The sequence below is a fragment of the Variovorax boronicumulans genome (genome assembly GCF_009811375.1).
In the GTDB taxonomy this organism is placed as follows: domain Bacteria; phylum Pseudomonadota; class Gammaproteobacteria; order Burkholderiales; family Burkholderiaceae_C; genus Variovorax; species Variovorax boronicumulans.
In genome coordinates this window covers 2,424,419-2,448,031 of record NZ_BKDH01000001.1, presented here as the reverse complement: position 1 = coordinate 2,448,031, position 23,613 = coordinate 2,424,419, and the positions used below count along the sequence as shown (strand labels likewise).

General features: G+C 64.5%; 25 protein-coding genes. 13 read left to right on the top strand and 12 right to left on the bottom strand.

Translation table 11 applies throughout. The features are described from left to right. Positions 1-4: 4 nt before the first annotated feature. The 3 genes from VHAB30_RS11185 to lexA form a co-directional block, all read right to left on the bottom strand. Positions 5-1,012, bottom strand: a complete 1,008-nt coding sequence (locus VHAB30_RS11185; protein WP_159277083.1) for a D-2-hydroxyacid dehydrogenase family protein — start codon at positions 1,010-1,012, stop codon at positions 5-7. 158 nt (positions 1,013-1,170) lie between these two features. Continuing rightward, on the bottom strand, positions 1,171-1,554 hold the full coding sequence (locus tag VHAB30_RS11180) for a hypothetical protein (RefSeq protein WP_159277082.1): 384 nt from the start codon (positions 1,552-1,554) through the stop codon (positions 1,171-1,173). Between the two features lie 141 nt (positions 1,555-1,695). Beyond that, positions 1,696-2,379 carry a transcriptional repressor LexA gene (gene lexA / locus VHAB30_RS11175; RefSeq protein WP_159277081.1) on the bottom strand — a complete coding sequence of 228 codons (684 nt, stop codon included), beginning with the start codon at positions 2,377-2,379 and terminating at the stop codon, positions 1,696-1,698. A 73-nt stretch (positions 2,380-2,452) separates the two neighbouring features. Here lexA and VHAB30_RS11170 point away from each other — a divergent pair, with 73 nt between their 5' ends. Continuing rightward, the gene (locus VHAB30_RS11170; protein ID WP_159277080.1) at positions 2,453-3,439 is read left to right on the top strand and encodes an asparaginase; all 987 of its coding nucleotides are present in this window, start codon (positions 2,453-2,455) and stop codon (positions 3,437-3,439) included. 30 nt (positions 3,440-3,469) lie between these two features. Here the strand turns inward: VHAB30_RS11170 and adk are convergent, their stop codons facing one another. The 6 genes from adk to VHAB30_RS11140 all read right to left on the bottom strand — a co-directional run bounded on the left by adk (position 3,470) and on the right by VHAB30_RS11140 (position 7,263). Next, positions 3,470-4,126 carry an adenylate kinase gene (adk, locus tag VHAB30_RS11165; RefSeq protein ID WP_062471515.1) on the bottom strand — a complete coding sequence of 219 codons (657 nt, stop codon included), beginning with the start codon at positions 4,124-4,126 and terminating at the stop codon, positions 3,470-3,472. Between the two features lie 135 nt (positions 4,127-4,261). Further along, positions 4,262-5,035, bottom strand: coding sequence for a 3-deoxy-manno-octulosonate cytidylyltransferase (gene kdsB / locus VHAB30_RS11160; protein WP_070060548.1), 774 nt, complete (start codon positions 5,033-5,035; stop codon positions 4,262-4,264). Then, positions 5,032-5,214, bottom strand: coding sequence for a Trm112 family protein (locus VHAB30_RS11155; RefSeq protein ID WP_013541700.1), 183 nt, complete (start codon positions 5,212-5,214; stop codon positions 5,032-5,034). Before VHAB30_RS11155 ends, kdsB begins: the two co-directional genes overlap by 4 nt. Then, the gene (lpxK, locus tag VHAB30_RS11150; RefSeq protein ID WP_159277079.1) at positions 5,195-6,190 is read right to left on the bottom strand and encodes a tetraacyldisaccharide 4'-kinase; all 996 of its coding nucleotides are present in this window, start codon (positions 6,188-6,190) and stop codon (positions 5,195-5,197) included. Before lpxK ends, VHAB30_RS11155 begins: the two co-directional genes overlap by 20 nt. Then, positions 6,191-6,616, bottom strand: coding sequence for an ExbD/TolR family protein (locus VHAB30_RS11145; protein ID WP_062471507.1), 426 nt, complete (start codon positions 6,614-6,616; stop codon positions 6,191-6,193). A gap of 14 nt (positions 6,617-6,630) precedes the next feature. Continuing rightward, the gene (locus VHAB30_RS11140; protein WP_070060550.1) at positions 6,631-7,263 is read right to left on the bottom strand and encodes a MotA/TolQ/ExbB proton channel family protein; all 633 of its coding nucleotides are present in this window, start codon (positions 7,261-7,263) and stop codon (positions 6,631-6,633) included. A 312-nt stretch (positions 7,264-7,575) separates the two neighbouring features. Here VHAB30_RS11140 and xseA point away from each other — a divergent pair, with 312 nt between their 5' ends. Together xseA and VHAB30_RS11130 are read left to right on the top strand one after the other, a co-directional pair. After that, positions 7,576-8,889 (top strand): exodeoxyribonuclease VII large subunit, encoded by a 1,314-nt coding sequence (gene xseA, locus VHAB30_RS11135; RefSeq protein ID WP_159277078.1) that lies wholly within the window; start codon positions 7,576-7,578, stop codon positions 8,887-8,889. A 50-nt stretch (positions 8,890-8,939) separates the two neighbouring features. Continuing rightward, positions 8,940-9,521 carry a superoxide dismutase gene (locus VHAB30_RS11130; protein ID WP_070060552.1) on the top strand — a complete coding sequence of 194 codons (582 nt, stop codon included), beginning with the start codon at positions 8,940-8,942 and terminating at the stop codon, positions 9,519-9,521. Between the two features lie 71 nt (positions 9,522-9,592). Here the strand turns inward: VHAB30_RS11130 and VHAB30_RS11125 are convergent, their stop codons facing one another. The 3 genes from VHAB30_RS11125 to VHAB30_RS11115 form a co-directional block, all read right to left on the bottom strand. Further along, positions 9,593-10,063 carry a DUF192 domain-containing protein gene (locus VHAB30_RS11125; RefSeq protein ID WP_082548869.1) on the bottom strand — a complete coding sequence of 157 codons (471 nt, stop codon included), beginning with the start codon at positions 10,061-10,063 and terminating at the stop codon, positions 9,593-9,595. 91 nt (positions 10,064-10,154) lie between these two features. Then, positions 10,155-10,343 (bottom strand): hypothetical protein, encoded by a 189-nt coding sequence (locus VHAB30_RS11120; RefSeq protein ID WP_070060553.1) that lies wholly within the window; start codon positions 10,341-10,343, stop codon positions 10,155-10,157. 152 nt (positions 10,344-10,495) lie between these two features. Further along, positions 10,496-10,834: a hypothetical protein gene (locus tag VHAB30_RS11115; RefSeq protein ID WP_062471494.1), complete on the bottom strand. Its 339-nt coding sequence runs from the start codon at positions 10,832-10,834 to the stop codon at positions 10,496-10,498. A 219-nt stretch (positions 10,835-11,053) separates the two neighbouring features. Here VHAB30_RS11115 and icd point away from each other — a divergent pair, with 219 nt between their 5' ends. The 10 genes from icd to tssL all read left to right on the top strand — a co-directional run bounded on the left by icd (position 11,054) and on the right by tssL (position 23,600). Further along, on the top strand, positions 11,054-12,313 hold the full coding sequence (gene icd, locus VHAB30_RS11110; protein ID WP_062471491.1) for an NADP-dependent isocitrate dehydrogenase: 1,260 nt from the start codon (positions 11,054-11,056) through the stop codon (positions 12,311-12,313). A gap of 360 nt (positions 12,314-12,673) precedes the next feature. Next, positions 12,674-15,379: a type VI secretion system ATPase TssH gene (gene tssH / locus VHAB30_RS11105; RefSeq protein WP_159277077.1), complete on the top strand. Its 2,706-nt coding sequence runs from the start codon at positions 12,674-12,676 to the stop codon at positions 15,377-15,379. Positions 15,380-15,475: 96 nt separating this feature from the next. Further along, the gene (gene tssB / locus VHAB30_RS11100) at positions 15,476-16,021 is read left to right on the top strand and encodes a type VI secretion system contractile sheath small subunit (RefSeq protein WP_159277076.1); all 546 of its coding nucleotides are present in this window, start codon (positions 15,476-15,478) and stop codon (positions 16,019-16,021) included. A 34-nt stretch (positions 16,022-16,055) separates the two neighbouring features. Continuing rightward, positions 16,056-17,546 (top strand): type VI secretion system contractile sheath large subunit, encoded by a 1,491-nt coding sequence (gene tssC, locus VHAB30_RS11095; RefSeq protein WP_159278332.1) that lies wholly within the window; start codon positions 16,056-16,058, stop codon positions 17,544-17,546. Between the two features lie 127 nt (positions 17,547-17,673). Next, entirely contained in the window at positions 17,674-18,159 is a 486-nt protein-coding gene (locus VHAB30_RS11090) for an Hcp family type VI secretion system effector (protein ID WP_062471480.1), read from the top strand. A gap of 120 nt (positions 18,160-18,279) precedes the next feature. Next, a complete protein-coding gene (gene tssJ, locus VHAB30_RS11085; protein ID WP_159277075.1) occupies positions 18,280-18,864 on the top strand; it encodes a type VI secretion system lipoprotein TssJ in 585 nt (194 codons plus the stop codon). Positions 18,865-18,899: 35 nt separating this feature from the next. After that, the gene (gene tssK, locus VHAB30_RS11080) at positions 18,900-20,255 is read left to right on the top strand and encodes a type VI secretion system baseplate subunit TssK (RefSeq protein WP_159277074.1); all 1,356 of its coding nucleotides are present in this window, start codon (positions 18,900-18,902) and stop codon (positions 20,253-20,255) included. Next, positions 20,252-21,514: a sterol desaturase family protein gene (locus VHAB30_RS11075; RefSeq protein ID WP_159277073.1), complete on the top strand. Its 1,263-nt coding sequence runs from the start codon at positions 20,252-20,254 to the stop codon at positions 21,512-21,514. Before tssK ends, VHAB30_RS11075 begins: the two co-directional genes overlap by 4 nt. Before the next feature lie 12 nt (positions 21,515-21,526). Next, positions 21,527-22,183, top strand: coding sequence for a hypothetical protein (locus VHAB30_RS11070; RefSeq protein ID WP_159277072.1), 657 nt, complete (start codon positions 21,527-21,529; stop codon positions 22,181-22,183). A gap of 52 nt (positions 22,184-22,235) precedes the next feature. Next, positions 22,236-23,600, top strand: coding sequence for a type VI secretion system protein TssL, long form (tssL, locus tag VHAB30_RS11065; RefSeq protein ID WP_095745208.1), 1,365 nt, complete (start codon positions 22,236-22,238; stop codon positions 23,598-23,600). The last annotated feature ends 13 nt before the right edge of the window (positions 23,601-23,613 follow it).

Sequence of the window (23,613 nt, the reverse complement as noted above, 5' to 3'; positions counted from 1 at the left end):
GCGTTCACCGCCGGACCTGCAGCGCGCCGGGGTTCACGATGTTCGTGGGGTTGCCCTTGATGAAGCTCACGACGTTGTCGAACGCCTGGCCGAAGTAGCTTTCGTAGCTTTCCTGCTCGACGTAGCCGATGTGCGGCGTGCAGATGCAGTTCTCCAGGCGCAGCAGCGCATGGCCCTGCAGCGGCGGTTCGCTCTCGAACACGTCGATGGCCGCCAGCCCGGGGCGGCCGCGGTTGAGCGCGGCCAGCAGGGCATCGGCTTCCACCAGCTCGGCGCGCGAGGTGTTGACGAACAGCGCCGTCGGCTTCATGCGCGAGAGGTCTTCGAGCTTGACGAGGCCCTGGGTGTCCTCGTTGAGCCGCAGGTGCACCGACAGCACGTCGGCGGCCGCAAAGAATTCGTGGCGGTTCTGTGCCACCTGGAAGCCGTCGGAGCGCGCCTTGGCGCAGCTGGCCTCGCGGCCCCAGATCACGACCTGCATGCCGAAGGCCTGCCCGTAGCGGGCCACCAGCTGGCCGATGCGGCCGTAGCCCCAGATGCACAGCGTCTTGCCCTTGAGCACCGAGCCCATGCCGAAATTCGGAGGCATCGACGCCGACTTGAGGCCCGACTGCTGCCAGGCCCCGTGCTTGAGGTTGCTGATGTACTGCGGCAGGCGGCGCATGGCCGCCATGATCAGCGCCCAGGTGAGTTCGGCGGGCGCCTGCGGCGAGCCTGAGCCCTCGGCCACCGCCACACCGCGTTCGGTGCAGGCCGTGACGTCGATGTGGCCGCCGACGCGCCCGGTCTGGGAAATCAGCTTGAGCTTGGGCAGCTTCTCGATGAGCTGGCGGGAGATCTGGCTGCGCTCGCGGATGAGCACGATGACGTCCGCATCCTTGAGGCGAACCGACAGTTGGCCGATGCCCTTGACCGTGTTGGTGTAGACCTTGGCGGCGTAAGCGTCCAGCTTGGCAGCGCACTGCAGCTTGCGCACGGCGTCCTGGTAGTCGTCGAGGATCACAATGTTCATGGCATGCCATTGTGCCTCGCAGCATCGGCACGTCGCACGTGTGAACGTTTGGATACCCGGTGCCAGATGGCGGCCGGAAGGCCTGTTTCAGGCCGTTGGGGGTGAATCCGCCGTGCGCGTGCGGGGCGCGCAGGCACGGCGGGTTCGTTTGCACTTTCTCAGTGCAGGTGGCTGGGGCGGGGCGTGCCGCTGCCTGTTTCCGCGGCTTCCAATGCGGCGAGCCGGTCGAGTTCGGCGCACACGTCGGCCATGCGGCCGGAAATCACGACCCGGTTGGCGCAGCCGCGCTGCGTGCCTTGGCGGTCGACCACGCGGACCACGCGCAGCGGACGGGCGGGCGCTGCGGCGGCGGATGGCGAACTGGCAGGCGCGGAGCCGCCAGCGGGGCGCGCCGTGCAGGCGGGGCGGATGGCCACGTAGCGCAGGCCGGCGGCTGTGTCGCTGCTGTCACCGTGCGACGGGCGACGAGCGGGCATCCAGCGGGTGGCCAGCGATTGCAGGGGCGACCAGAGGTCGGCGATGGCGAGGAGGGCGATTCCCATGTGAACTCCAAAAAAGTATGAGGTTGAACACAGGCAGGATTTCTTGAATCGGCCACGACAGGGTGATGGCGACTTCGCGCCATACGCCCGCCACCTGTCGCGGCCGGATGAGGTGCTGCTTGTGGGCAGCAGGCCCGGGGCCTACATCAGCATCGTGTTGCGGATGAGGCCGACCGCGAGGCCTTCGATTTCGAAGGGCTCGCCGGGCTGGACGATGATGGTCGGGTAGTCGGGGTTCTCGGCGTGCAGCTCGATCACCTGCTTGTTGCGCTTCAGGCGCTTCACGGTGACTTCTTCGCCCAGGCGGGCCACCACGATCTGGCCGTTGCGCGCTTCCTTCGTGGCCTGCACGGCGAGCAGGTCGCCGTCCATGATGCCGGCGTCGCGCATCGACATGCCGCGCACCTTGAGCAGGTAGTCGGGCTGGCGCTGGAACAGCGTGTTCTCGACGTAGTAGGTCTGGTCGACGTGCTCTTGCGCGAGGATGGGCGAACCCGCCGCGACACGGCCGATGAGCGGCAGCGCGAGCTGGGCCATGCCGGGCAGCGAAAGCGAGAACTGGCTGCCTTCGCGGTGGCGCGTTTCGTGGAGCGAGCGCAGCGCATCGCCCTTGAGGCGGATGCCGCGCGAGGTGCCGCTGACGAGTTCGATCACTCCCTTGCGGGCCAGGGCCTGCAGGTGCTCCTCGGCGGCGTTGGCCGACTTGAAGCCCAGCTCGTTGGCGATTTCGGCGCGCGTAGGCGGCGCACCGGTGCGTGCGATGGCGGCCTGGATCAGGTCCAGGATCTGCTGCTGGCGGGCGGTAAGCTTCACTGCGAACTGCATAGTGGTTTCCTTGCGGCACTGGCTAGATATCCAGTACCTGTATTTTTAACCAGTTTTCAAAAGTTGACAAGCCATGACTCATTCCTCTTTGTCCGGGACGCGCCGCGTGGTCGTGCTGGGCACCGGCGGCACCATTGCCGGCAAGGCCGCCAGCAGCGGCGACAACATCGGCTACACCGCCGGACAGGTGGGCGTGGCGGACCTGCTGGGCGGCATCGAGGCGCCGGCCGGCGTGGCGCTGGTGGCGGAGCAGGTCGCGCAGCTCGACAGCAAGGACATGGACGCCGACACCTGGCGCCAGCTGGCCGCGCGCTGTGTGCACTGGCTGGCGCAGCCCGACGTGGCGGGCATCGTGGTCACGCACGGCACCGACACGCTGGAGGAAACCGCCTTCTTCCTGTACGCCGTGCTGGCGCCCGCCAAGCCGGTGGTGCTGACGTGTGCGATGCGTCCGGCGACGGCGCTGTCGCCTGATGGCCCGCAGAACGTGCGCGACGCGCTCGTGGTGGCCGCGACGCCCGGCGCGCAGGGCGTGACCGTGGTGTGCGCGGGCACGATCCACAGCGGCCTCGATGTGCAGAAGGTGCACACCTACCGTCTCGATGCCTTCGCGTCGGGCGATGCGGGGCCGGTCGGCTATGTGGAGGAGGGCGAAGTGCGGCGCGTGCGTGCGTGGCCGCAGGGCGCGCCGTTCGATGCGGCGCGGCTGGAGGCGGTATCGAAGCCGTGGCCCCGCGTCGAGATCGTCATGAGCCACGCGGGCGCGAGCGGTGCGATCGTGGAGGCGCTGCTGCTCCCGTTGGCTGAGCCCTTGCGCGGACTGGTCGTGGCCACGACCGGCAACGGCACCGTGCACCACGCGCTGGAAGCTGCAGCGCTGAAGGCGCAGGACAGCGGCTTGGTGGTGTTGCGCGCCACACGCTGTGCGAACGGACGCATCCTGCCGAAACCCGGTGACGGGCTGCGGGACGCGGGCGCACTCACGCCGGTGAAGGCGCGGGTCGCGCTGGTGCTGGAACTGTTGGGAGTGGCCGCCCTGCCGGAGGCGGAGGGCGGCTAGGAGAAAGAGGCTGACGAATCAGCCGCTGAATCAGCTGTTCAGTGCGGCAAGCGCGCGCTGCGTGATCTCGTCGACCGTGCCCACGCCCTGGATGGCGCGGTACTTCGGCGCGGCGGCCGGGTCGGTCTTGGCCCAGGCCGAGTAATAGTCGACCAGCGGACGGGTCTGCTGGCTGTAGACGTCGAGCCGCTTGCGCACGGTCTCTTCCTTGTCGTCTTCGCGCTGGATCAGCTCTTCACCGGTCACGTCATCCTTGCCTTCCACCTTCGGCGGATTGAATTTGACGTGGTAGGTGCGGCCCGATGCCGGGTGCGAGCGGCGGCCGCTCATGCGTTCGATGATGTCGCCGAAGGGCACGTCGATCTCGAGCACGTAGTCGAGCTTCACGCCGGCCGCCTTCATGGCGTCGGCCTGCGGAATGGTGCGCGGGAAGCCGTCGAACAGGAAACCGCCGTTGCAGTCGGGCTGCGCGATGCGTTCCTTCACGAGGTTGATGATCAGGTCGTCGCTGACCAGTGCACCCGAATCCATGATCGTCTTGGCCTGCAGCCCGAGGGGGGTGCCTGCCTTGACGGCGGCGCGCAACATGTCGCCGGTCGAGATTTGGGGAATGCCGTATTTCTGGCAGATGAAGGTCGCTTGCGTGCCTTTGCCTGCTCCGGGCGCGCCCAGCAAAATAAGTCTCATGGTGTCCTCGGAAGGTTCTTAGATTTTGTGTCGCGCCCCATGCGCACCCTCAGGCGCGCCGAGGCGGAATTGCGTCGAGGATAGCATGCGTGCCCGTGACAAATTGCCGCCGTTCCCTCGGGGACGGCGGGCAGTTCACGCAGGCGAGCCGGCCGCGAAGACCGCGCGCACGCGCGCCAGGTCTTCGGGCGTGTCGATCCCGGGGCCCGGGGCGACATCGCTCACATGCACTGCGATGCGGTGTCCGTGCCACAGCGCGCGCAACTGTTCGAGCGCCTCGGTGGCTTCGACAGGGGCGGGCGACAGCAACGGAAATTGCCGCACGAAGCCTGCGCGATAGCCGTAGATGCCGATGTGGCGCAGCGGTGCGGGGCTGGGCAGCACCGACGGCGCCGCACCGCCCGAGGAGCCGTCGCGCCACCAGGGGATCGGCGCGCGGCTGAAATACAGCGCATGGCCTTGTGCATCGAGCACGGCCTTCACCACGTTCGGGTTCATGAAGTCGGCCAGCGAGTCGATCGCATGGACGGCGGTGCTCATCGCGGCCTGCGGGCGAGCGGCCAGCGTGGCGGCGACGGCGTCGATCAACGCGGGGTCGATCAGCGGCTCGTCGCCCTGCACGTTGACGACGATCGCGTCACCGTCGAGCCCGAGCTGTTCGCAGGCTTCGGCCAGCCGGTCGGTGCCGCTGGGGTGGTCCTGGCGGGTGAGCAGGGCCTCGACGCCGTGCGCCTTGCAGGCGTCGATGATGGAAGCGTCATCGCCGGCCACCACCACGCGAAGGGCGCCGGACTGGCGGGCACGTTGCGCCACGCGCACGACCATCGGCAGGCCGGCGATATCGGCGAGCGGTTTGTTGGGAAGTCGCGTCGAAGCCAGCCGGGCCGGCACCAGAACGGTGAAGCTCACAGGCCCAGCTCTTCGTCGGACAGCGTGCGGGCCTCGTTCTCGAGCAGCACCGGGATGCCGTCGCGCACCGGGTAGGCCAGGCGCGCGCTGCGCGAGCAGAGTTCCTGCTTCTCGGCGTTCCAGGTCAGCGGGCCCTTGGTGACGGGGCAGACGAGCAGTTCAAGCAGCTTGGTATCCATCGAGCGATGATAGCTTCGCGTCGAGGGCGGCGAAGAACGCCGGCGAGGGTTCGAAGTGCAGCGGCACGGCGAGCGCGCCGGGTGCCTGCTGCCAGAGCTTGACGGCGTCTTTTTCCGTGCAGACGAGGGGCAGGGCGGGACCGGCCGGGCGTTGCCAGCCGGTGAAGTCGTGGTGGTCGGGCAGCGCGAGGGTATCTGCCAGCGTCAGGCCGCGTGCGCGCAGCATCGTGAAGAAGGCCTCCGGCCGGGCGATGGCAGCGAGCGCGATCACGGGCTGGCCGGCGAGCGTGTCGAGCGGGATGCGTCGGCCGTCCTTCGCGAGGGCATGCGGCGCCAGTTCGCGGGTGGAGGTGTAGCCCTCGGCGAAGGCGGGCCGCTCGCCGCTGTGCAGCAGCAGGTCGCAATGGCGTGGCCACGGCTCGCGCAGGGGGCCGGCGGGCAGCAGCCAGCCGTTGCCGACACCGCGGTCGTCGAACACGCAGATCTCGATGTCGCGCGCCAGCGCCAGGTGTTGCAGGCCGTCGTCGCTGACGATGACCTGCGTGGCCGGGTGTTGTTCGAGCAGGGCGCGTGCGGCCTCGATGCGCTGCCGGGCCACGAAGACCGGCGCGCCGGTGGCATGGTGGATCAGCGCGGGTTCGTCGCCGACGTCCTGCGGGTCGCTGTCAGCCTGGACTTCGCGGCAGTCGTCGGTGCGGCGGCCGTAGCCGCGTGACACCACACCCACCCGCAGGCCGCGCGCCTGAAGATGGCGCACGACGGCCATCACGACCGGTGTCTTGCCGGCACCACCCGCAATCACATTGCCGACCACGATCACGGGAACCGGCACACGCCCGGCTTTCTGCCAACCCCATCGGTAGAAGGCGCGCCGCAGCGCGAAGAGGGCGCCGTAGACCTGCGACAGCGGCCACAGCAGGCAGGCCAGCGCACCGCGGCGCAGCCAGGCGTCCTGCAGCCGCGCGCCGGTCGACACTCAGTGACCGGCCTGGGCCGTCGACTGGGCGGCGAAGGTGATCTGCATCAGGCCGGCACGGCGTGCGGCCTCCATCACCGTCACCACGGCCTGGTGCGGGCTGGCTGCGTCGGCGCTGATGATCACGACGCTGTCCTTGCCGCCGGTGGCGGCGGCGCCGAGCGCGGCGGCCACGGTGTCGACGCTGCGGTCCGCCAGCGGCGACTTGTTGATCACGTAGCGGCCGTCGGCCGACACCGCCACGATCACCTCTTTCGGGTAGTCGCGCTGGGCGTCGACGTCCGCGGTCGGCAGCCGCAGCTGCATCTCGGTGAACTTGCTGTAGGTGGTCGACAGCATCAGGAAGATCAGCACGACCAGCAGCACGTCGATGAACGGGATCAGGTTGATCTCCGGCTCGTCGCGCGCGCCGTGGCGAAACTGCATGCGGCCGCGCGAGCTCATTTGCGCAGGGCGTTCAGGTGACGGGCAAAGCGCTCGCCCGAGAGTTCGAGGTTCAGCAGGTACTCGTCGACGCGGCTGCGGAAGTAGCGCCAGAAGATCAGCGTCGGAATGGCCACGATCAGGCCGAAGGCCGTGTTGTACAGCGCGATCGAAATGCCGTGCGCCAGCTGCGCCGGATTGCCCGAACCGACGGCACCGCTGCCGGGCGACTGCGAGCCGAAGATCTCGATCATGCCGATCACCGTGCCCAGCAGGCCGAGCAGCGGCGCGGCCGAGGCGATGGTGGCCAGCGCCGGCAGGTAGCGTTCCAGCTTGTGCGCCACGGTGCGGCCCGAGGCCTCCATGGCGGCGCGCAGGTCTTCTTCGGTGCAGCGCGGGTTGGCGTTCAGCGCGCGCAGGCCGGCGGCGAGCACCTGGCCGAGCATCGAGTTGCTTTCCAGTTTGGTCACGACATCCGGGCCGGGAACCGCGCCGCGCGACACGGTGATGGTCTCGTCCAGCAGCTTTGGCGGCAGGACCTTGACGGTCTTGAGGCTGGTGAAACGTTCAATGACCAGCGCGAGTGCGATGACCGAACAGGCGAGCAATGGCCAGATTGGCCAGCCCGCGGCAACAATGATGGAAAACAAGAAAATCCTCCGGCCCGTAGACTGCAAATGCGCGGCGATTATCCACCGAGCCACCATCGGCTCGCGGCTTGTTTGCGTGTCGGCAAGGACGCACAGATTCTGTGGATAACTTTGTGATTAACCCATCGCGCAATGTCTCCGAACCCGCATGGGACGGGCTTTCCGTTAGATCGATTGAATTTTGAGCAGCACTTTTTTTAATGAAATCAACAGCTTGCACGAGAACTCGTGCATCTGTTCCACCATACCCCTCCAAAGTGGGGGGCGCGACGCCCGTTGTGGAAGAGTGGCGCTCGGCGGCGGAGGGGCGCGATGAGCTTCAGGGAGCCGAACGCCGCGCCCGGGCCGCGCGTGTGGGCCGTGGGCGCGCTGTGCCGCGCGGTGGCCGATGCGCTCGATGCGCGCTTCAACCCGGTCTCGGTGCGCGGGGAAATCTCCGGTTTCTCGCGTGCATCGAGCGGTCATTGCTATTTCTCGCTCAAGGACGAATCCGGCCAGCTGCGCTGCGCGATGTTCCGTCGCGCGGCGAGTCTGCTCGACTTCACGCCGCGCGACGGCGACCAGGTCGAGGTGCGCGGCCGGCTGGCGGTGTACGAGCCGCGCGGCGACCTGCAGCTGGTGGTCGAGAGCCTGCGGCGCGCGGGGCAGGGCGCGCTGTTCGAACAGTTCCTGCAGCGCAAGGCACGCCTCGAGGCCGAAGGCCTGTTCGACCCGGCGCGCAAACGGGCGCTGCCCTCCATGCCGCGTGCCGTGGGCGTTGTCACCTCGCTGGGGGCTGCGGCGCTGCATGACGTCGTGACCGCGCTGCGGCGGCGTGTGCCACATATTCCCGTGGTGCTGGCGCCGTCGGCGGTGCAGGGGGCCAGTGCGCCGGCCGACCTGGTGCGCGCCTTGCAGTCGCTCTACACGCTGGAGCCGGCCGTCGACGTGATCCTGCTGGTGCGCGGTGGCGGCTCCATCGAGGACCTCTGGGCCTTCAATGACGAAACGCTGGCGCGCACCATCGTGCAGAGTCCTGTGCCGGTGATCAGCGGCGTGGGGCACGAAACCGATTTCACCATCGCCGATTTCTGCGCCGACCTGCGCGCGCCGACGCCGACGGCCGCCGCCGAACTCGTCAGCGCGCCGCGCGACCTGTGGCTCGGCGCGCTCGACCTGCTCGACGAGCGGCTCGGCGACGCGCTGGGTGGGCGGCTCGATGTGCTTGGCCAACGGCTGGACCAGGCGGCTGCGCGGCTGGGCCGCCCATCGGGCCTGGTCGCGCGCCAGCAGTTGCGGCTGGCGCACCACGCGCAGCGGTTGCACTACGCGGTGCTGTCGCGCCGGGAGCGATTGGCGCAGGTGCCGCAGGCCATCGCCACCGATTTTTCCGCGAAGTTCGCGCGTTCGCTGACGCAGCGGCGCGAGCGGCTCGAACGCGTGGCCCTGCGCCTGCGACTGCTCGACCCGGCCCTGGTGCTGCAGCGCGGCTATGCCTTGCTGACCGATGGCGAAGGCCGCGCGGTCGTCAGCGCAGGCAGCCTGCAGGCCGGCGATGCCGTGGTTGCACGCCTTTCGGATGGCTCGGTCGACCTGACCGTGACGCCCGGCGGCGCGACGGGAACACGTCTGACGCCGCCCCCATGATTACTTCCTAGAATCCTTCATTCCCCACAACCAACCCACGAGAAAAAACCATGGAACATGTGCTCCCACCCCTGCCGTACGCCATCGACGCGCTGGCCCCCGAGTATTCGAAGGAAACGCTCGAGTTCCACCACGGCAAGCACCACAACGCCTACGTGGTGAACCTGAACAACCTGCAAAAGGGCACCGAGTTCGAAGCGATGACGCTCGAAGAAATCGTCAAGAAGTCCAGCGGCGGCATCTACAACAACGCCGCCCAGATCTGGAACCACACCTTCTTCTGGAACTGCATGAAGCCCCAGGGCGGCGGCGCACCCACCGGCGCGCTGGCCAAGGCCATCGACGCCAAGTGGGGCAGCTACGACGCCTTCAAGGAAGCCTTCGTGAAGTCGGCCGTGGGCAACTTCGGCTCGGGCTGGACCTGGCTGGTGAAGAAGGCCGACGGCTCGGTGGACATCGTGAACACCGGCGCCGCCGGCACGCCGCTGACCACCGCCGACACCGCCCTGCTGACGGTGGACGTGTGGGAGCACGCGTACTACATCGACTACCGCAACCTGCGCCCGAAGTTCGTCGAGACCTTCCTGGCCAAGCTGGCCAACTGGGATTTCGCGGCGAAGAACTTCGGCTGAAGCCGGACCTGGCGCTCGCTATGAAAAAAAAGCCGACCTGCGTGTCGGCTTTTTTACGGGCGCTCAATTGCTCAGCGCTTGGCGGCCGAGAAGAGCTCTCCGCCGAGCTTGGCACCCTTTTTGATGTTCTTCTTGGCGAACCAGCCCTGGTTCATCTCGAGCACGTAGCGCACCGGCTCCTCGGAGCAGTGCGAGTTCTCGGTCATCGGCTGCATGTCGACCAGATTGACGATGCGGCCATCGTCGGCCACGAAGGCGGCGGTCAGCGGCAACAGGGTGTTGCGCATCCAGAAGCACTGCGTGGCCGGCTGCTCGAAGACGAAGATCATGCCCTCGGCCTGCGGCATCGTCTTGCGGAACATGAGGCCGATCTCGCGTTCGCGGGGCGATTGCGCCACTTGCGCATCGATCTTGTAGAGGCCGACCGACAACTGCGTGCGTGCCAGATCGGTTTGGGGTTGCGGTTGGATTTGCTGCTGCGCGTGGGCCGGCGCCAGGAAGGACGCGGACACCAGAAGCAGCGCGGCGAGACGCTGAAACATCGGATGACTCTTTCGGGGCGGCGACACACGAGGTCGGCCCGTGACCAATAAAAATGCCCGCTGAAGCGGGCATTGCCGGGAGCTTGAAAGCTTACACCTTCTTGGCGGCGGCCGCGTGGGCCTTGGAGACGTGGCGCACCTTGTGCTTCTTGACCGTGTGCTTGGCCTTGGCCTTGTGGACGGCGGGAGCGGCCGGCGCTGCGGGAGCGGGTTCGGCGGCTTGGGCGAATGCACCGGCTGCGAAGAGGCCGGCGACCAGGGCTGCGATCAGCTTGTTCATGAGAAATCCTTTGAGATTGTTGATATGGATCACCTCCCTGCGGAAGGCCTCCATTCAACGGACCTCAAGAACCCCGGTTGACAGTGGTTGAACAAAACTGCGAACGAAAAAAAGCGCTCTGGAGAGCGCTTTTCTTAGGGGGACAGACCGGCTTACTTGGCGCCGGGCATGTCAGGCGTGCCGCCTTGGGTGGCCTTGCGCTTCACGCTGCCGTCCTTGTTGCGGCGACGATCGTCGCGGGTCTTGGCGCGCTTTTCGCCAGCAACGCCAGCCTTGTCGGCACCGAAGGCGCCGCCTTCGGGCGTCTTGGCGATGTCGCCAGCAGCGGGAGCCACTTGACCAGCGGGCTTGGCTTCCTTCTTGGCTTCAGCGCGAGCTTGCGGCTTGCTGTTGGTCGCGTTGCCTTGTTCGGGCGTGGTACCGGCCGGGTTCTGGGCGTACGCGCCAGCGGCGAACAGGCCAGCGATCATGACTGCGAGAAGTTTGCTCATTGATGATTCCTCTATCGAGAATTGGTTGGAAACGCCTCCCGGCGAGCAGAAGGTCAGCCAGTAACGGGCTCTATCGCCCTACGGTTGACAATTGTCCGCTGATGGGTTGCGTCTAAAATGTACAGCGATTTGTTAGCGCGCTGTACAGCGATTCTCCCTCGCTGTCTGAATTCGCAGACAGTCGTTCGAATTACGTCACTCCCGGAGTCAAGCCCCCTCATGTCCAGCTATCAGCACATCAAAGTCCCGACCGAAGGCCAGAAGATCACGGTCAACGCTGACAATTCGCTCAATGTGCCCGATCAGCCGATCATTCCGTTCATCGAAGGCGACGGCACCGGGCTGGACATCACGCCGGTGATGCTCAAGGTGGTGGACGCCGCGGTGGCCAAGGCCTACGGCGGCAAGAAGAAGATCCACTGGATGGAGGTCTACGCCGGCGAGAAGTCGACCAAGGTCTACGGCCCCGACGTCTGGCTCCCCGAGGAAACCCTGCATGCCGTGCGCGACTACGTGGTGTCCATCAAGGGTCCGCTGACCACGCCCGTCGGCGGCGGCATCCGCTCGCTGAACGTGGCGCTGCGTCAGGAACTCGACCTGTACGTCTGCCTGCGGCCCATCCAGTACTTCGAGGGCGTGCCCAGCCCGGTGCGAGAGCCGCACAAGACCAACATGGTCATCTTCCGCGAGAACTCGGAAGACATTTACGCCGGCATCGAGTTCGAAGCCGAAAGCGACAAGGCCAAGAAACTCATCAAGTTCCTGCAGGACGAGATGGGCGTCAAGAAGATCCGTTTCCCCAACACCTCGGGCATCGGCGTCAAGCCCGTGTCGCGCGAAGGCACCGAGCGCCTCGTGCGCAAGGCCTTCCAGTACGCCATCGACAACGACAAGCCGAGCGTGACCCTGGTCCACAAGGGCAACATCATGAAGTTCACCGAAGGTGGCTTCCGTGACTGGGGCTACAACCTGGCCGCCAAGGAATTCGGTGCCGAGCTGATCGACGGCGGCCCTTGGATGAAGTTCAAGAACCCCAAGACGGGCAAGGAAATCACCGTCAAGGACAGCATCGCCGACGCGTTCCTGCAGCAGATCCTGCTGCGTCCCGCCGAATACAGCGTGATCGCCACGCTGAACCTCAACGGCGACTACGTGTCCGACGCACTGGCCGCACAGGTCGGCGGCATCGGCATCGCACCGGGCGCGAACCTGAGCGACACCGTCGCCATGTTCGAAGCCACCCACGGCACGGCCCCCAAGTACGCCGGCAAGGACTATGTGAACCCGGGTTCCGAGATCCTGTCCGCCGAAATGATGCTGCGCCACATGGGCTGGACCGAAGCGGCCGACCTGATCATCAGCTCGATGGAAAAATCGATCGCCAGCAAGAAGGTCACCTACGACTTCGCGCGCCTGATGGACGGTGCGACGCAAGTGAGCTGCTCTGGCTTCGGTCAGGTCATGATCGACAACATGTAATTGCGATCGCTGACGTCGAGAAACGTCAGACCCTTATCAAGCCCTCGAGCTTCCGAAAGGACTCGAGGGTTTTTTCTTGCCTGTCGCCCTCGCGATATCGTTAGCGAATTACCTCCTTTGTGCCCTGAACGTAAGGAGAGGCGGGCAAACATCACAGATCAATAGGCTCCGTCCTTCGTTTAACTATTGGTAGAAACTGTGCTGTGTTTGCCTCGCGGCGAGCCGCCAGAATCGCGCCCATTCCAAGAAGCATAGGGGGCGCGAAGTGGGGAAAAAGAACGCAGGAATCTGCCCGGCAACAGGGGGCCTCGCAGACGACTCGATCGAACAGGGCGTGCACGCTGCACGGCAGATCGCGCAATGACGATCTCTCGGCGAGCGCTGTTCGGCAAGCTCAACCTCACCTTGTTTCGCGGCATCGAATCCGCCACTGCATTTGCCAAGCTGCGTGGCAATCCCTATGTCGAACTGACGCACTGGATTCATCAGCTCTGGCAGCTCAACGACAGCGATCTGCACCGCATCTGCCGGCACTACCAGATCGACGCGCAAGCCATCGAGAAAGACTTCGCATCGGCCTTGTCCAACTTGCCATCGGGTGCCACCTCGCTGACCGATTTTTCCAGTCACATCGAAGCTGCCATCGAGCGCGCGTGGGTGCTCTCGAGTCTCGAGTTCGGCGCGCATTGCGTGCGTGGTGCGTGGCTGCTTGCTGCGCTGCTTCAGACGCCGGACCTGCGGCGCGTGCTTCTTGGCATCTCGCCTGCGTTTCAGAGAATCCCAGCAGACCAACTGACGGAGGCCATCGGTGCCATTGTGGCCGGCTCCCCCGAAGGGCAGGAAGGACCGCACGATGGCTCTGGTCTGCCATCAGCGCTGCCTGGTGAAGCCAGCGCCGCGCTCGCAGATGCGGCGTCGGACGGAAAGTCGGCGTTGCGGCGCTACTGCACGGATCTGACCGAGCGCGCGTCTCAAGGGCAGATCGATCCGGTCATCGGGCGCGGACACGAGATCCGCACGATGGTGGACATCCTGCTGCGTCGCCGTCAGAACAATCCCTTGCTCACAGGAGATGCGGGCGTCGGCAAAACGGCGGTGGTCGAGGGGCTCGCGTTGGCCATCGCGCAAGGCGAGGTTCCTCCCGATCTGAAGAACTGCCGCCTGTGGAGCCTCGATGTCGGAGCCCTGTTGGCCGGCGCAAGCATGCGCGGGGAGTTCGAGTCCCGCCTCAAGGCCTTGCTGGAAGAGGCGGGCAAGTCGGTGCAGCCCGTCATCCTCTTCATCGATGAGGTGCACACCTTGGTCGGTGCGGGCGGGCAATCCGGAACCGGCGATGCCGCCAACCTGCTCAAGCCAGCGCTTGCACGGGGAACCTTGCGCACGATCGGCGCCACCACCTGGAGCGAGTACAAGCGCCACATCGAGAAAGACCCGGCGCTGACGCGACGCTTTCAGACGCTGCAGGTGGCAGAGCCCGACGAGGTTGCTGCGACCGAGATGGTGCGTGGCCTTGTCGCCACCTTTGCAGAGCACCACGGCGTGCTCGTACTCGATGAAGCCGTGCGCGCGGCCGTGACGCTGTCGCATCGCTACATCCCTGCACGCCAGCTCCCCGATAAGGCGATCAGTCTCCTGGACACCGCATGTGCGCGCGTTGCCATGTCGCTTCACGCGCCGCCGCCTGACGTCGAGCAATGGCGGCGCCGCATCGCAGCCCTCCAGGTCGAGCTCGAACTGCTGAGTCAGGAGGGTGTCGTTGCCCAGGGGAGTGATGCAAGAGCGTTGCGCCTCGACAAAGCTCGATCCCAACTCGATGCCGCGCAGCAGGCGTTGACCTTGCACGAAGCGCGATGGCAAGACGAGCTTGCACTGGTTCGCACGATTCATGGATTGAGGACAAAGAAGAGGGAGGAGGCGAAAGAGCTGAGCTGCGCCGAGGGGAATGCAGCCTCGGCGCAGCTGGAGGCCCTCGAACTCGAGCTTGCCGCGCACCAGAAGGAGTTGCCTCTGATTTTTCCCCAGGTGGACGAGGCCGTGGTGGCGGGCATCGTGGCCGATTGGACCGGGATCCCCGTAGGGCGGATGGTCACCGACGAAGTCGCGGCAGTCGTTGCGCTTCAATCACGGCTGGAAGCGCGCGTGATCGGCCAGGGGCCTGCGCTCGCGGCGATCGCCGAGCGCATGCAGACGGCGCGGGCGCAGCTGGCCGATCCAAACAAGCCGGTGGGTGTCTTCCTGCTGGCCGGCCCTTCGGGTGTGGGCAAGACAGAAACGGCATTGGCATTGGCCGAAGCCATGTATGGCGGTGAGCAGAACCTCATCACCATCAACATGAGCGAGTTCCAGGAGTCGCACACGGTGTCGACCTTGAAAGGCGCGCCCCCGGGATATGTCGGCTATGGCGAAGGTGGCGTGCTCACGGAGGCCGTGCGCCGAAAGCCCTACAGCACGATCCTGCTCGATGAGGTGGAAAAAGCCCACCCGGATGTTCACGAGATCTTCTATCAGGTGTTCGACAAGGGGTGGATGGAAGATGGGGAAGGGCGTCGTGTCGATTTCCGAAACACCACGATCCTGTTGACGAGCAACACCGGTGCTGAACTCATCACCGCTCTTAGTGAAGACCCCTTGCTGACGCCCGACGTCGAGGCCCTGCGCGATGCACTCCAGCCGGCGCTGCGAACGGTCTTTCCTGCGGCCTTCCTTGGTCGGTTGACCGTGGTGCCTTACCTGCCCTTGGCCCCGGACGCACTGCGCGACATCGTGAGCTTGCACCTGGATCGCGTGGTCGAGCGCATGCATGCGCAGCATGACATTGCGCTGGACTACACGCCTGCGCTGCTCAGTGAAATCGTCGGCCACTGCGGTGCCTACGAAACCGGGGCTCGCCGTCTGATCGGTTTCATCGAACAACGTCTCCTGCCGATTCTCTCCCGGCACTGGCTGGGTGCGCTTCAAGCGCGGCAAAAGATCCGGCGCATGACTGCCGACGTGAAGCCGAGCGACAGCGCCAACCCAGCTTTGCAAGGAGGAGGCGCCATCGTCTGTCACACCGAGTTCGCCTGAGTCCACCGAGCCGTCTCGTTGGCGCAGGAGGTGCGTCCTCGCCCCCGAAGAGGCGCGATGCCAGGTTCTTGTTTGTTTTTTCACCAGGGAGTTTTCATGGCCACCAACAACAACAGCAGTCAGAAGTTCATTGCCCGCAACAGGGCACCGCGTGTGCAGATCGAGTACGACGTGGAAATCTACGGGTCCGAAAAGAAGATCGAATTGCCTTTCGTGATGGGCGTCTTGTCCGATCTGTCCGGCAAGCCGGCGCAGGCCTTGCCTCCTGTGCCCGAGAGAAAGTTCCTCGATATCGACATCGACAACTTCGACGAGCGGATGAAGGCCATCCAGCCGCGCGTGGCATTCGCCGTGCCCAACACGCTGACGGGCGAAGGCCAGCTCATGGTCGACATCACCTTCGAGAGCATCGAAGACTTCTCGCCAGCCGCTGTCGCACGAAAGGTAGAGCCACTCAGCAAGCTCCTCGAAGCCCGCACGCAGTTGGCCAACCTGCAGACCTACATGGACGGAAAGGCGGGGGCCGAAAGCCTCGTCAACAAGCTGCTTCAAGACCCTTCGCTGATGAAGTCGCTGGCGAAATCCGCCAAACCCCGCACCGACGACCTAGACGGCGCACCTGCGTCCGATTCCGCCGCGTGACATTCAGACCAAGGAACTTCAGATGACCACCCTCATGGACAACGTGCTCGAGGTGCCCGAGGCGACGCGCTACACCGACCCCACCGACTTCTCGGCCCTGCTCGACAAGGAATTCAAGCCCAAGACCGACGAAGCGCGCGATGCCGTCGAGGCGGCCGTCAGGACGCTGGCAGAGCAGGCGCTCGTCAACGCCGCAACGATGACCGACGACGCTTACAGCAGCATCGAGGCCATCATTGCCGAGATCGACCGCAAGCTGTCGGAGCAGATCAACCTCGTGCTCCACAAGGAAGACTTCCAGAAGATCGAGTCGGCCTGGCGAGGCATGCACCACCTGGTCTACAACACCGAGACGGACGAGAAGCTCAAGATCCGCTTCATGGACGTTTCCAAGGACGAAGTCCGTCGCACGCTGCGTCGCCACAAGGGAATCGCCTGGGACCAGAGCCCGATCTTCAAGCGCATCTATGAAGAGGAGTACGGCCAGCTCGGCGGCGAGCCCTACGGGTGCCTGGTGGCCGACTACTACTTCGATCACACGCCGCCGGATGTCGAGCTGTTGGGCGCAATCGCCAAGGTCTCTGCAGCATCTCACGCGCCGTTCATCGCCGGATCGGCGCCCTCGTTGCTCGGCATGGAGTCGTGGCAAGAGCTTGCGAATCCGCGCGACCTCGCAAAGATCACGTCGAACCTCGAGCACGCACCGTGGAATTCGCTGCGAAGCACCGAGGACTCCCGCTACGTTGGCCTGGCAATGCCCCGATTCCTGGCCCGGTTGCCTTATGGCGTGAAAACCAATCCTGTCGACGAATTCGACTTCGAAGAGGAAACCGAAGGCGCCGATCACCGCAACTACGTATGGAGCAATGCGGCCTATGCGATGGCGGTCAACATCAACCGCAGCTTCAAGCTCTACGGCTGGTGCACGATGATCCGCGGCGTGGAGTCGGGTGGCACCGTCGAGAACTTGCCGTGCCACACCTTCCCGACCGACGACGGTGGCTTCGACATGAAGTGTCCGACCGAAATCGCGATCTCCGACCGCCGCGAGGCTGAGCTTGCGAAAGCCGGACTGATTCCGCTGGTGCATCGAAAGAACACCGACCATGCCGCGTTCATCGGTGCCCAGTCGCTCCAGAAGCCACAGGAGTACATGGACCCGGACGCGACCGCCAATGCCAATCTGTCCGCACGGCTGCCGTATCTTTTCGCCAGCACGCGTTTCGCGCACTACCTGAAGTGCATCGTGCGCGACAAGATCGGCTCCTTCAAGGAGCGCGACGAAATGCAGCGCTGGTTGAACGAATGGATCATGCATTACGTCGACGCCGATCCTGCGAATTCGTCCCAGGAAACCAAGGCTCGGCGCCCCCTCGCGGCTGCCGAAGTCGTGGTGGAGGACGTCGAAGGCAATCCGGGCTACTACAGCGCGAAGTTCTTCCTGCGTCCGCATTTCCAGCTCGAAGGCCTGACCGTTTCTCTGCGCCTGGTTGCAAAGCTGCCGTCGCTCAAAGAAGCGGCCTGACGCCGAACCGCCATCGAATTGTTCGAGGAAGTGGCGCGCAGACGCCACGGCATTTCCAAGGACGCGCCATCAAGAGCGCTCGTGCATTCGTCATTTACCGACAAATTCAAATACAGGGAGTTTTCTCATGTCACAAGACATTTTTCTGAAGATCAACGGCATCGAAGGCGAATCGCAGGATTCGGACCACAAGAACGAGATCGAGGTTTTGGCCTTCAACTGGAAAGCATTCCAGGAATCCACCATGCACGCCGGCTCGGGCGGCGGCGCAGGCAAGGCGACGGTCGAAGACCTCGAGTTCGACCACTACATCGACCGTTCGAGTCCCAACCTCATGAAGTACTGCCTGACCGGCAAGCACGTGCAGGAGGCCAAGCTCACGGTTCGCAAGGCCGGCGGCAACCCGCTGGAGTACCTGAAGTTCACCTTCTCCGACGTGATCATCACCTCGATCCAGCCCTTCGGCTCGAACTCGGACGAGATGCGTGTCAAGGAGCGTGTGCGCCTTTCCTTCTCCAAGATCAAGCAGGAGTACTCCGTGCAGAACGCGCAAGGCGGCAGCGGTGGTGCTGTCACTGCGGGCTACGACATCAAGGGCAACAAGGAGTCCTGAAGCCTTCGCTTCGCCCCGGACCCGTCCGGGGCTTTTCGACTTCGGTTCGCGCAAGGGGGTTGAGGAGGCGCGAATCGAAGTCGGTTCTTTTGCGTTCCCTTTTTTCAGTTTGATTTCCACATGAATCTCGCCATGCCAGGGCTGTGCCGGAGTGTTGCGTCCCGACGCGGGCTGTCCAGGTGGATGTCGCGTCTCGGGTTTCCATGCCTGTGGGGTTTTGCATTGGCCGTTGCGTTGGCAGGGCCTTCGCTGGCATATGCGCAGTTCTCACACCCAAGAGAGCAAACCAAGCTCGATATCACGGTCACTGCGGAAGCCGGTGTCAACCCGGACGACAAGGGGAGGGCGGCACCCATCATGGTCCGCATCTACGAGCTCAAGTCGGAGGCAACCTTCGAATCGGCCGATTACTTCTCGCTGCACAACAGCGACAAGACCGTGATGGGCGCCGACCTTCTGGTGCGCGATGAGTTCATCCTGCGACCCGGAGAGGTCAAGAAGATCAGGCGCATGTCGCACCCCGAGCTCGCTGCGATCGGCGTGATCGCCGGCTACCGGGAGCTCGCACAAAGCGAGTGGCGCCTTGTGCAGAAAGTCGATCCTGCCCCCGAGGCCGCCTGGTATCGCACCGTCATCCCCGCCAACAAGGTCAAGCTGGAGATCGCCCTTCAAGGCAAGGGCATCCAGCTGACACCCATCAAGTAGCACGTCTGCGGCCCGAAAGCACAACGATCGAACCCATGAGCTGGTACAACAAAGTCGCCTGGAGCGAAGGGCTCTTCCTGCGTCCGCAACTGTTTCAACAGCAGGAGCGCTACCTCGAACATCTGGCGCACAAGCGTGCCGCCTCGTTGACTCCCTTTTACTGGGGGTTCAACCACTACAGCATCGATGCGGAGTCGCTCTCACTGGGCAAGCTGGTGCTGGCCAGCGCGGCGGGGATCTTCTCGGATGGCACGCCCTTCGATGCACCGGGCCAGACACTGTCGCCAGCGCCGCTCACGATCTTGCCGGAGCATCTGGAGCAGGTCATTCACCTGGCGGTGCCGATCCGAACGCCCAACGGAGAAGAAACGACGTTCGATGACGCCGGCATCTCAGCGTCGTCATTGGCCCGGTTTTCGGTGTTCGATGCGGAGCTGCGCGATGCCAACTCGATCGGACAAGGTGCAAAGACCGTTCAACTGTCGCGTCTGCGCCTGCGTCTCCTGCCGCAACGCGAACTGACCGACGCCTGGATCGGCTTGCCGCTCGCCAAGGTGACGGTGCTGCGCTCGGACGGAAGTATTGCCGTCGACCCTCACCTGATTCCGCCGGTGACCGGCTATGGCGCAAGCCCCTTGCTGGCGGACTGGATCACCAATCTGCACGGTTTGTGCAAGCTGCGCGCGCAATCGTTGGCCGCCCGACTGAGCGGCAACGACGGCAAGTCCAGTGAGGCCGCCGAAGTGTCCGACTTCCTGCTGCTTCAGATCCTCAATCGCTACGAGCCCATGCTCGAGCACTGGCTTCGGGTGCGTGAGACCTCTCCAGAGATGCTCTACACCGCGTTGCGCACGTTGAGCGGGGAGCTGGCCACCTTCGTTCGCGGAACCACCCGTCGTCCGCAACCGCATCCTGCCTATCAACACCTCGACCCGTACCTCTCCTTCAGGGAGTTGATCGGGGATGTGCAAGCCTTGCTGAACGACGTGCTCGTGCGAAGCGCCCAGAGCATCCCCTTGGCGTCAAGACCCAATGGTGTGCGCGTTGCGAGCGTCGAGCCCGCGGAGTTGCAGGGCTTCTCCAGCCTGGTGTTTGCGGTCGCGGCGCACACGCCGCCGGAACAGTTGGCGAGCCAGTTTCCCGCTCGCTGCAAGGTGGGACCGAGCGACAGGTTGACCGAGCTCATTCGATCCCATCTGCCGGGCATACCGCTGCAGACCTTGCCCGTTCCGCCGCGTCAGATTCCCTTCAATGCAGGCTTTGTCTATTTCCAGATCGACCCTCGTGGTCCGCTGTGGGAACACATGGTCAAGCATGGTGGGCTGGCGCTGCATGTCGCGGGCGAGTTTCCGGGGTTGCGCATGGAACTATGGGGCGTGAGGGAAAAATGAATCCCCTGAAATTTCCGACCCGTTTGTACGAAGGGGTCCTCTACGAGATCAAGAAGGGCGCCGAGCTCGCACTGTCGCATGGGCCTTTGCGATCGGGCAAGGGGATGGTGAGCGGAATGATTGCACTGGTGCTGGCCAACTTCAGCATGCTGGGCGTGTTGTTGTTCCAGTTTCCGGATTTCCTCAGCACACCCAAGGTGCGTGAGTACCTGAGCTTCGATGTGATGCGAATCGTGTTGCTGGGCGCGATGGCATTGTGCGGAACCTTGGCGTTGTTCAACGTTGTCTTCGGGCGGGTGCGACGCCTGTCTGCATGGGCATTGCTCTGGTTGGCCGTGGCCGTCGTGGGGTCAAAGTTGGGCGTCAGTGCAACGGGCAATGGCTGGCTTCCTGTTGCGGGGCAGTTGGCCGTTGTTCCCTATCTGGGGGTTGACTGGCTGATCTTCGATTTGCTGGCGACAACCCTGCTTTTCACCACGATCGAAAAGCTTCGGCCCCTGAAGCCCGAAATGCCCGTTTTCAGGAAAGACTGGCAGACCGACTTCATGTACTTCGTCACAGGCCACTTGCTCATTGGCGTGACGTTGTTTCTCGTCTATGCCGTCTTGTACGGCGTGAGCGGTGCGCTTGCCGATCTCAATCCCGCCGCACAAGGCACGTTGCGCGGCTGGGTGCGGCAGCTTCCGTTCGGTTATGCACTGCTGTTGCTCTTGCTGATCACCGACTTCGGAAGGTACTGGCTGCATCGCTTCTATCACGAGACCGCCATTGGATGGCGACTGCACTCGATCCATCACAGCGCTGAACACATGGACTGGATCTCCGGAAGCCGGACCCATGGCGTGGAAACGGTGATCTCGACGGTGGTGATCCTGGCGCCAGCGTTCTTGCTGGGCTTTTCACAGAGCGTGATCAACATCTACGTCTTGATCGCGGGCGTGCAGGCCGTGTTCAACCACACCAATGCATCGGTGCGGCTGGGGCCCCTGCGCTATCTCATCGTGACACCGAACTTTCACCATTGGCATCACAGCCGGGACGCGGAAGGCCTGGACCGATGCTATGCCGCGCATTTTGCGTTCTGGGACTACCTGTTCGGTACGGCGGTCAAAGCCGAAAAGAACAAGATCTGGCCGGATGGCTATGGGGTCGTTGGCGACTACGTCCCGCGAGGGTTTTGGGCGCAGCAGCTGCATCCGATCCGATGGTCGGGGCGGTGGGTTGACGCCCACGGCGTTGAGCACAGAGAGAACCGTTGATCGGAGGCGCAGATGACCACACCCATCACCAGTCTCCAGAAAGAGTACATCCGTCTGCTCGACGGCAGCTCGGCCGCGATGACCATCGCCGGCGCGCACATGGCTTCGGGCGCCTTCGTCGGCGTGTCCTGGAAGAACCTGACCTTTGTCGGATGCGACTTCGCAGGGGACGGCAACATCAAGCTGGCATCGATGTCGGGCTGCAAGTTCATCGACTGCCGGTTTCTGGCACCCCATCACGACTTCGGCGTGATGACCGATGTGAGCTTCACCCAATGCAGTTCGGCTGGACGTTCGATCGTCTGTGGGGGCGATGGAAGCGCTGGCGTCCTGTTCCAGGAGTGCAGCTTTGACGGCGGAAGCTCTGCACCCGCAGCGCACGAAGGCGTGGGATGCATGGGGGAGGTCACCTTTCGCAATTGCACAGGTCGAGGCGAAGTGCTGGTGGCCGGCACCCGCCTCACCATCGACAACTGCCGGTTCGACCACATGACCTTCGCCATCGGCCGCCAGCGCCGGCGCGGGGCACCGCTGGCGGCGATCGTCCTGATCGACAACTCGCAGGGCTCCGGCGTGTGGCGAATGGTCGACTGCCGCATGAAGACCAGCCACATCCAGAACAGCAGCTTCGAGCAGATCGTCAACGACAGCTCCGAGTGCGAGGCCTGAGCAGGCTTCGCCTTTTCATCGGGCTCGGCCCGTTCATTTTTCCAACGCTCCAATGCTCTACAAAGAAGAATTCAACGAGACGCCTGCGGGAGGTGGTGGAACCGACCCGCGCGACGGATCCGGTGATGGCGAACTGTTCGGCGAGTCGGCCGATGTCGCGCATCTGGTGTCCGAGTCCTCGACGCAGGAGCGCCTGACCGCGGTCGCCGCGGCTCAGAATCCTTTGCTGGAGGCGGCCCAGCCCTTGCTGCGGGCCCTGGCAGACATGCCCGCTGCGCTGGAAAGCGACGGCGTGGCGTTGTTCCATCAGTTGCTCGAGCGCGAGGTGGCCGCTTTCCAATCCATCTGCACCACTGCGCAGGTCCGGCACGAACATGTGGTGGCCGCGAGCTACGCGCTGTGCACTGCGCTCGACGAAGCGGCCAACAGCACGCCGTGGGGCGGCGGGCAGGGCGGAGAGGCCGGTATCTGGGCTGGCCAACAGCTGGCCGCGAAATTTCACGGCGATACCAAAGGCGGTGACAAGTTCTTCCTTCTCGTGGGCCGCCTCGCCGCGAGCCCGCAAGAGCACGTGGATCTGCTCGAAGTGCTGTACCAGATCCTCGGGCTGGGTTTCGAAGGTCGCTTCAGCACCGCGGCGAACGGGCGCCGGCAGCTTGAAACGGTTCGTCATCGGCTGTTCTCTTTGCTGGGCAACGCGCGCGGCGATGTCCCGAGCGACCTGTCGCCGCATTGGAAGGGTGTGGGGGCTGGCAAGTTTCGCTTGCTGCGCAGTGTGCCGGTGTGGGTCACTGGCTCGGTGCTGACGCTGATCCTGTTCGGCCTGTTTGCCTGGTACAAGTACCAGCTGTTGCAGTCGAGCGCCGATCTGCAGCAGCGCATTGCAGCCATCGGCCGGCTGCGTCCCCCGCCGGCGCCTCCCGTCAAGCCGCTGCGCCTGAAGGAATTACTGGCGAGCGAAATCGAGCGAGAAACGGTGAGCGTGGACGAAGACGAGCGTCGCAGCATCGTCACCTTCAAGGGCGACGAGATGTTCGTCCCCGGTCAGGCACGCCTCAGTGCGCGGATTCTCCCCGTGCTGGCGAAGGTGGCCGACGAGATCAACCAGGTCTCCGGCACGGTTCAGATCACCGGCCATTCGGACAACCAGCCGATTCGCACGCGCGAGTTTCCGGACAACCAGGTCCTGAGCGAGAAGCGGGCACAGGCCGTGGCCGAAGTGCTGACGGGCAAGGGCGTCGTGCCGTCGCGCATCCAGACCGAGGGGCGCGGCGCCACGGTTCCCATCGCAGACAGCACCACCGCTGCGGGACGTGCCCGCAACCGGCGCGTCGACATCATGGTCACGCAGGGCACTGGCGTCAGCGCCAACGCCAGCGCGGGTCCAGTGAAGCAGCCAGCCGTCGCCCCGCGCTAGACGCAAGGCAGGA

Bases quoted from the DNA above. Each gene is read 5' to 3' on its own strand.
- tssL (WP_095745208.1), top strand. From the start codon at position 22,236: ATGCTCTACAAAGAAGAATTCAACGAGACGCCTGCGGGAGGTGGTGGA.
- tssH (WP_159277077.1), top strand. From the start codon at position 12,674: ATGACGATCTCTCGGCGAGCGCTGTTCGGCAAGCTCAACCTCACCTTG.
- lexA (WP_159277081.1), bottom strand. From the start codon at position 2,379: ATGCAGTTCGCAGTGAAGCTTACCGCCCGCCAGCAGCAGATCCTGGAC.
- tssJ (WP_159277075.1), top strand. From the start codon at position 18,280: ATGAATCTCGCCATGCCAGGGCTGTGCCGGAGTGTTGCGTCCCGACGC.
- VHAB30_RS11090 (WP_062471480.1), top strand. From the start codon at position 17,674: ATGTCACAAGACATTTTTCTGAAGATCAACGGCATCGAAGGCGAATCG.
- VHAB30_RS11070 (WP_159277072.1), top strand. From the start codon at position 21,527: ATGACCACACCCATCACCAGTCTCCAGAAAGAGTACATCCGTCTGCTC.
- VHAB30_RS11185 (WP_159277083.1), bottom strand. From the start codon at position 1,012: ATGAACATTGTGATCCTCGACGACTACCAGGACGCCGTGCGCAAGCTG.
- VHAB30_RS11180 (WP_159277082.1), bottom strand. From the start codon at position 1,554: ATGGGAATCGCCCTCCTCGCCATCGCCGACCTCTGGTCGCCCCTGCAA.
- icd (WP_062471491.1), top strand. From the start codon at position 11,054: ATGTCCAGCTATCAGCACATCAAAGTCCCGACCGAAGGCCAGAAGATC.
- VHAB30_RS11145 (WP_062471507.1), bottom strand. From the start codon at position 6,616: ATGCAGTTTCGCCACGGCGCGCGCGACGAGCCGGAGATCAACCTGATC.
- VHAB30_RS11120 (WP_070060553.1), bottom strand. From the start codon at position 10,343: ATGAACAAGCTGATCGCAGCCCTGGTCGCCGGCCTCTTCGCAGCCGGT.
- adk (WP_062471515.1), bottom strand. From the start codon at position 4,126: ATGAGACTTATTTTGCTGGGCGCGCCCGGAGCAGGCAAAGGCACGCAA.
- VHAB30_RS11115 (WP_062471494.1), bottom strand. From the start codon at position 10,834: ATGAGCAAACTTCTCGCAGTCATGATCGCTGGCCTGTTCGCCGCTGGC.
- tssC (WP_159278332.1), top strand. From the start codon at position 16,056: ATGGACAACGTGCTCGAGGTGCCCGAGGCGACGCGCTACACCGACCCC.
- VHAB30_RS11125 (WP_082548869.1), bottom strand. From the start codon at position 10,063: ATGTTTCAGCGTCTCGCCGCGCTGCTTCTGGTGTCCGCGTCCTTCCTG.
- VHAB30_RS11155 (WP_013541700.1), bottom strand. From the start codon at position 5,214: ATGGATACCAAGCTGCTTGAACTGCTCGTCTGCCCCGTCACCAAGGGC.
- VHAB30_RS11130 (WP_070060552.1), top strand. From the start codon at position 8,940: ATGGAACATGTGCTCCCACCCCTGCCGTACGCCATCGACGCGCTGGCC.
- xseA (WP_159277078.1), top strand. From the start codon at position 7,576: ATGAGCTTCAGGGAGCCGAACGCCGCGCCCGGGCCGCGCGTGTGGGCC.
- VHAB30_RS11075 (WP_159277073.1), top strand. From the start codon at position 20,252: ATGAATCCCCTGAAATTTCCGACCCGTTTGTACGAAGGGGTCCTCTAC.
- VHAB30_RS11170 (WP_159277080.1), top strand. From the start codon at position 2,453: ATGACTCATTCCTCTTTGTCCGGGACGCGCCGCGTGGTCGTGCTGGGC.
- tssB (WP_159277076.1), top strand. From the start codon at position 15,476: ATGGCCACCAACAACAACAGCAGTCAGAAGTTCATTGCCCGCAACAGG.
- tssK (WP_159277074.1), top strand. From the start codon at position 18,900: ATGAGCTGGTACAACAAAGTCGCCTGGAGCGAAGGGCTCTTCCTGCGT.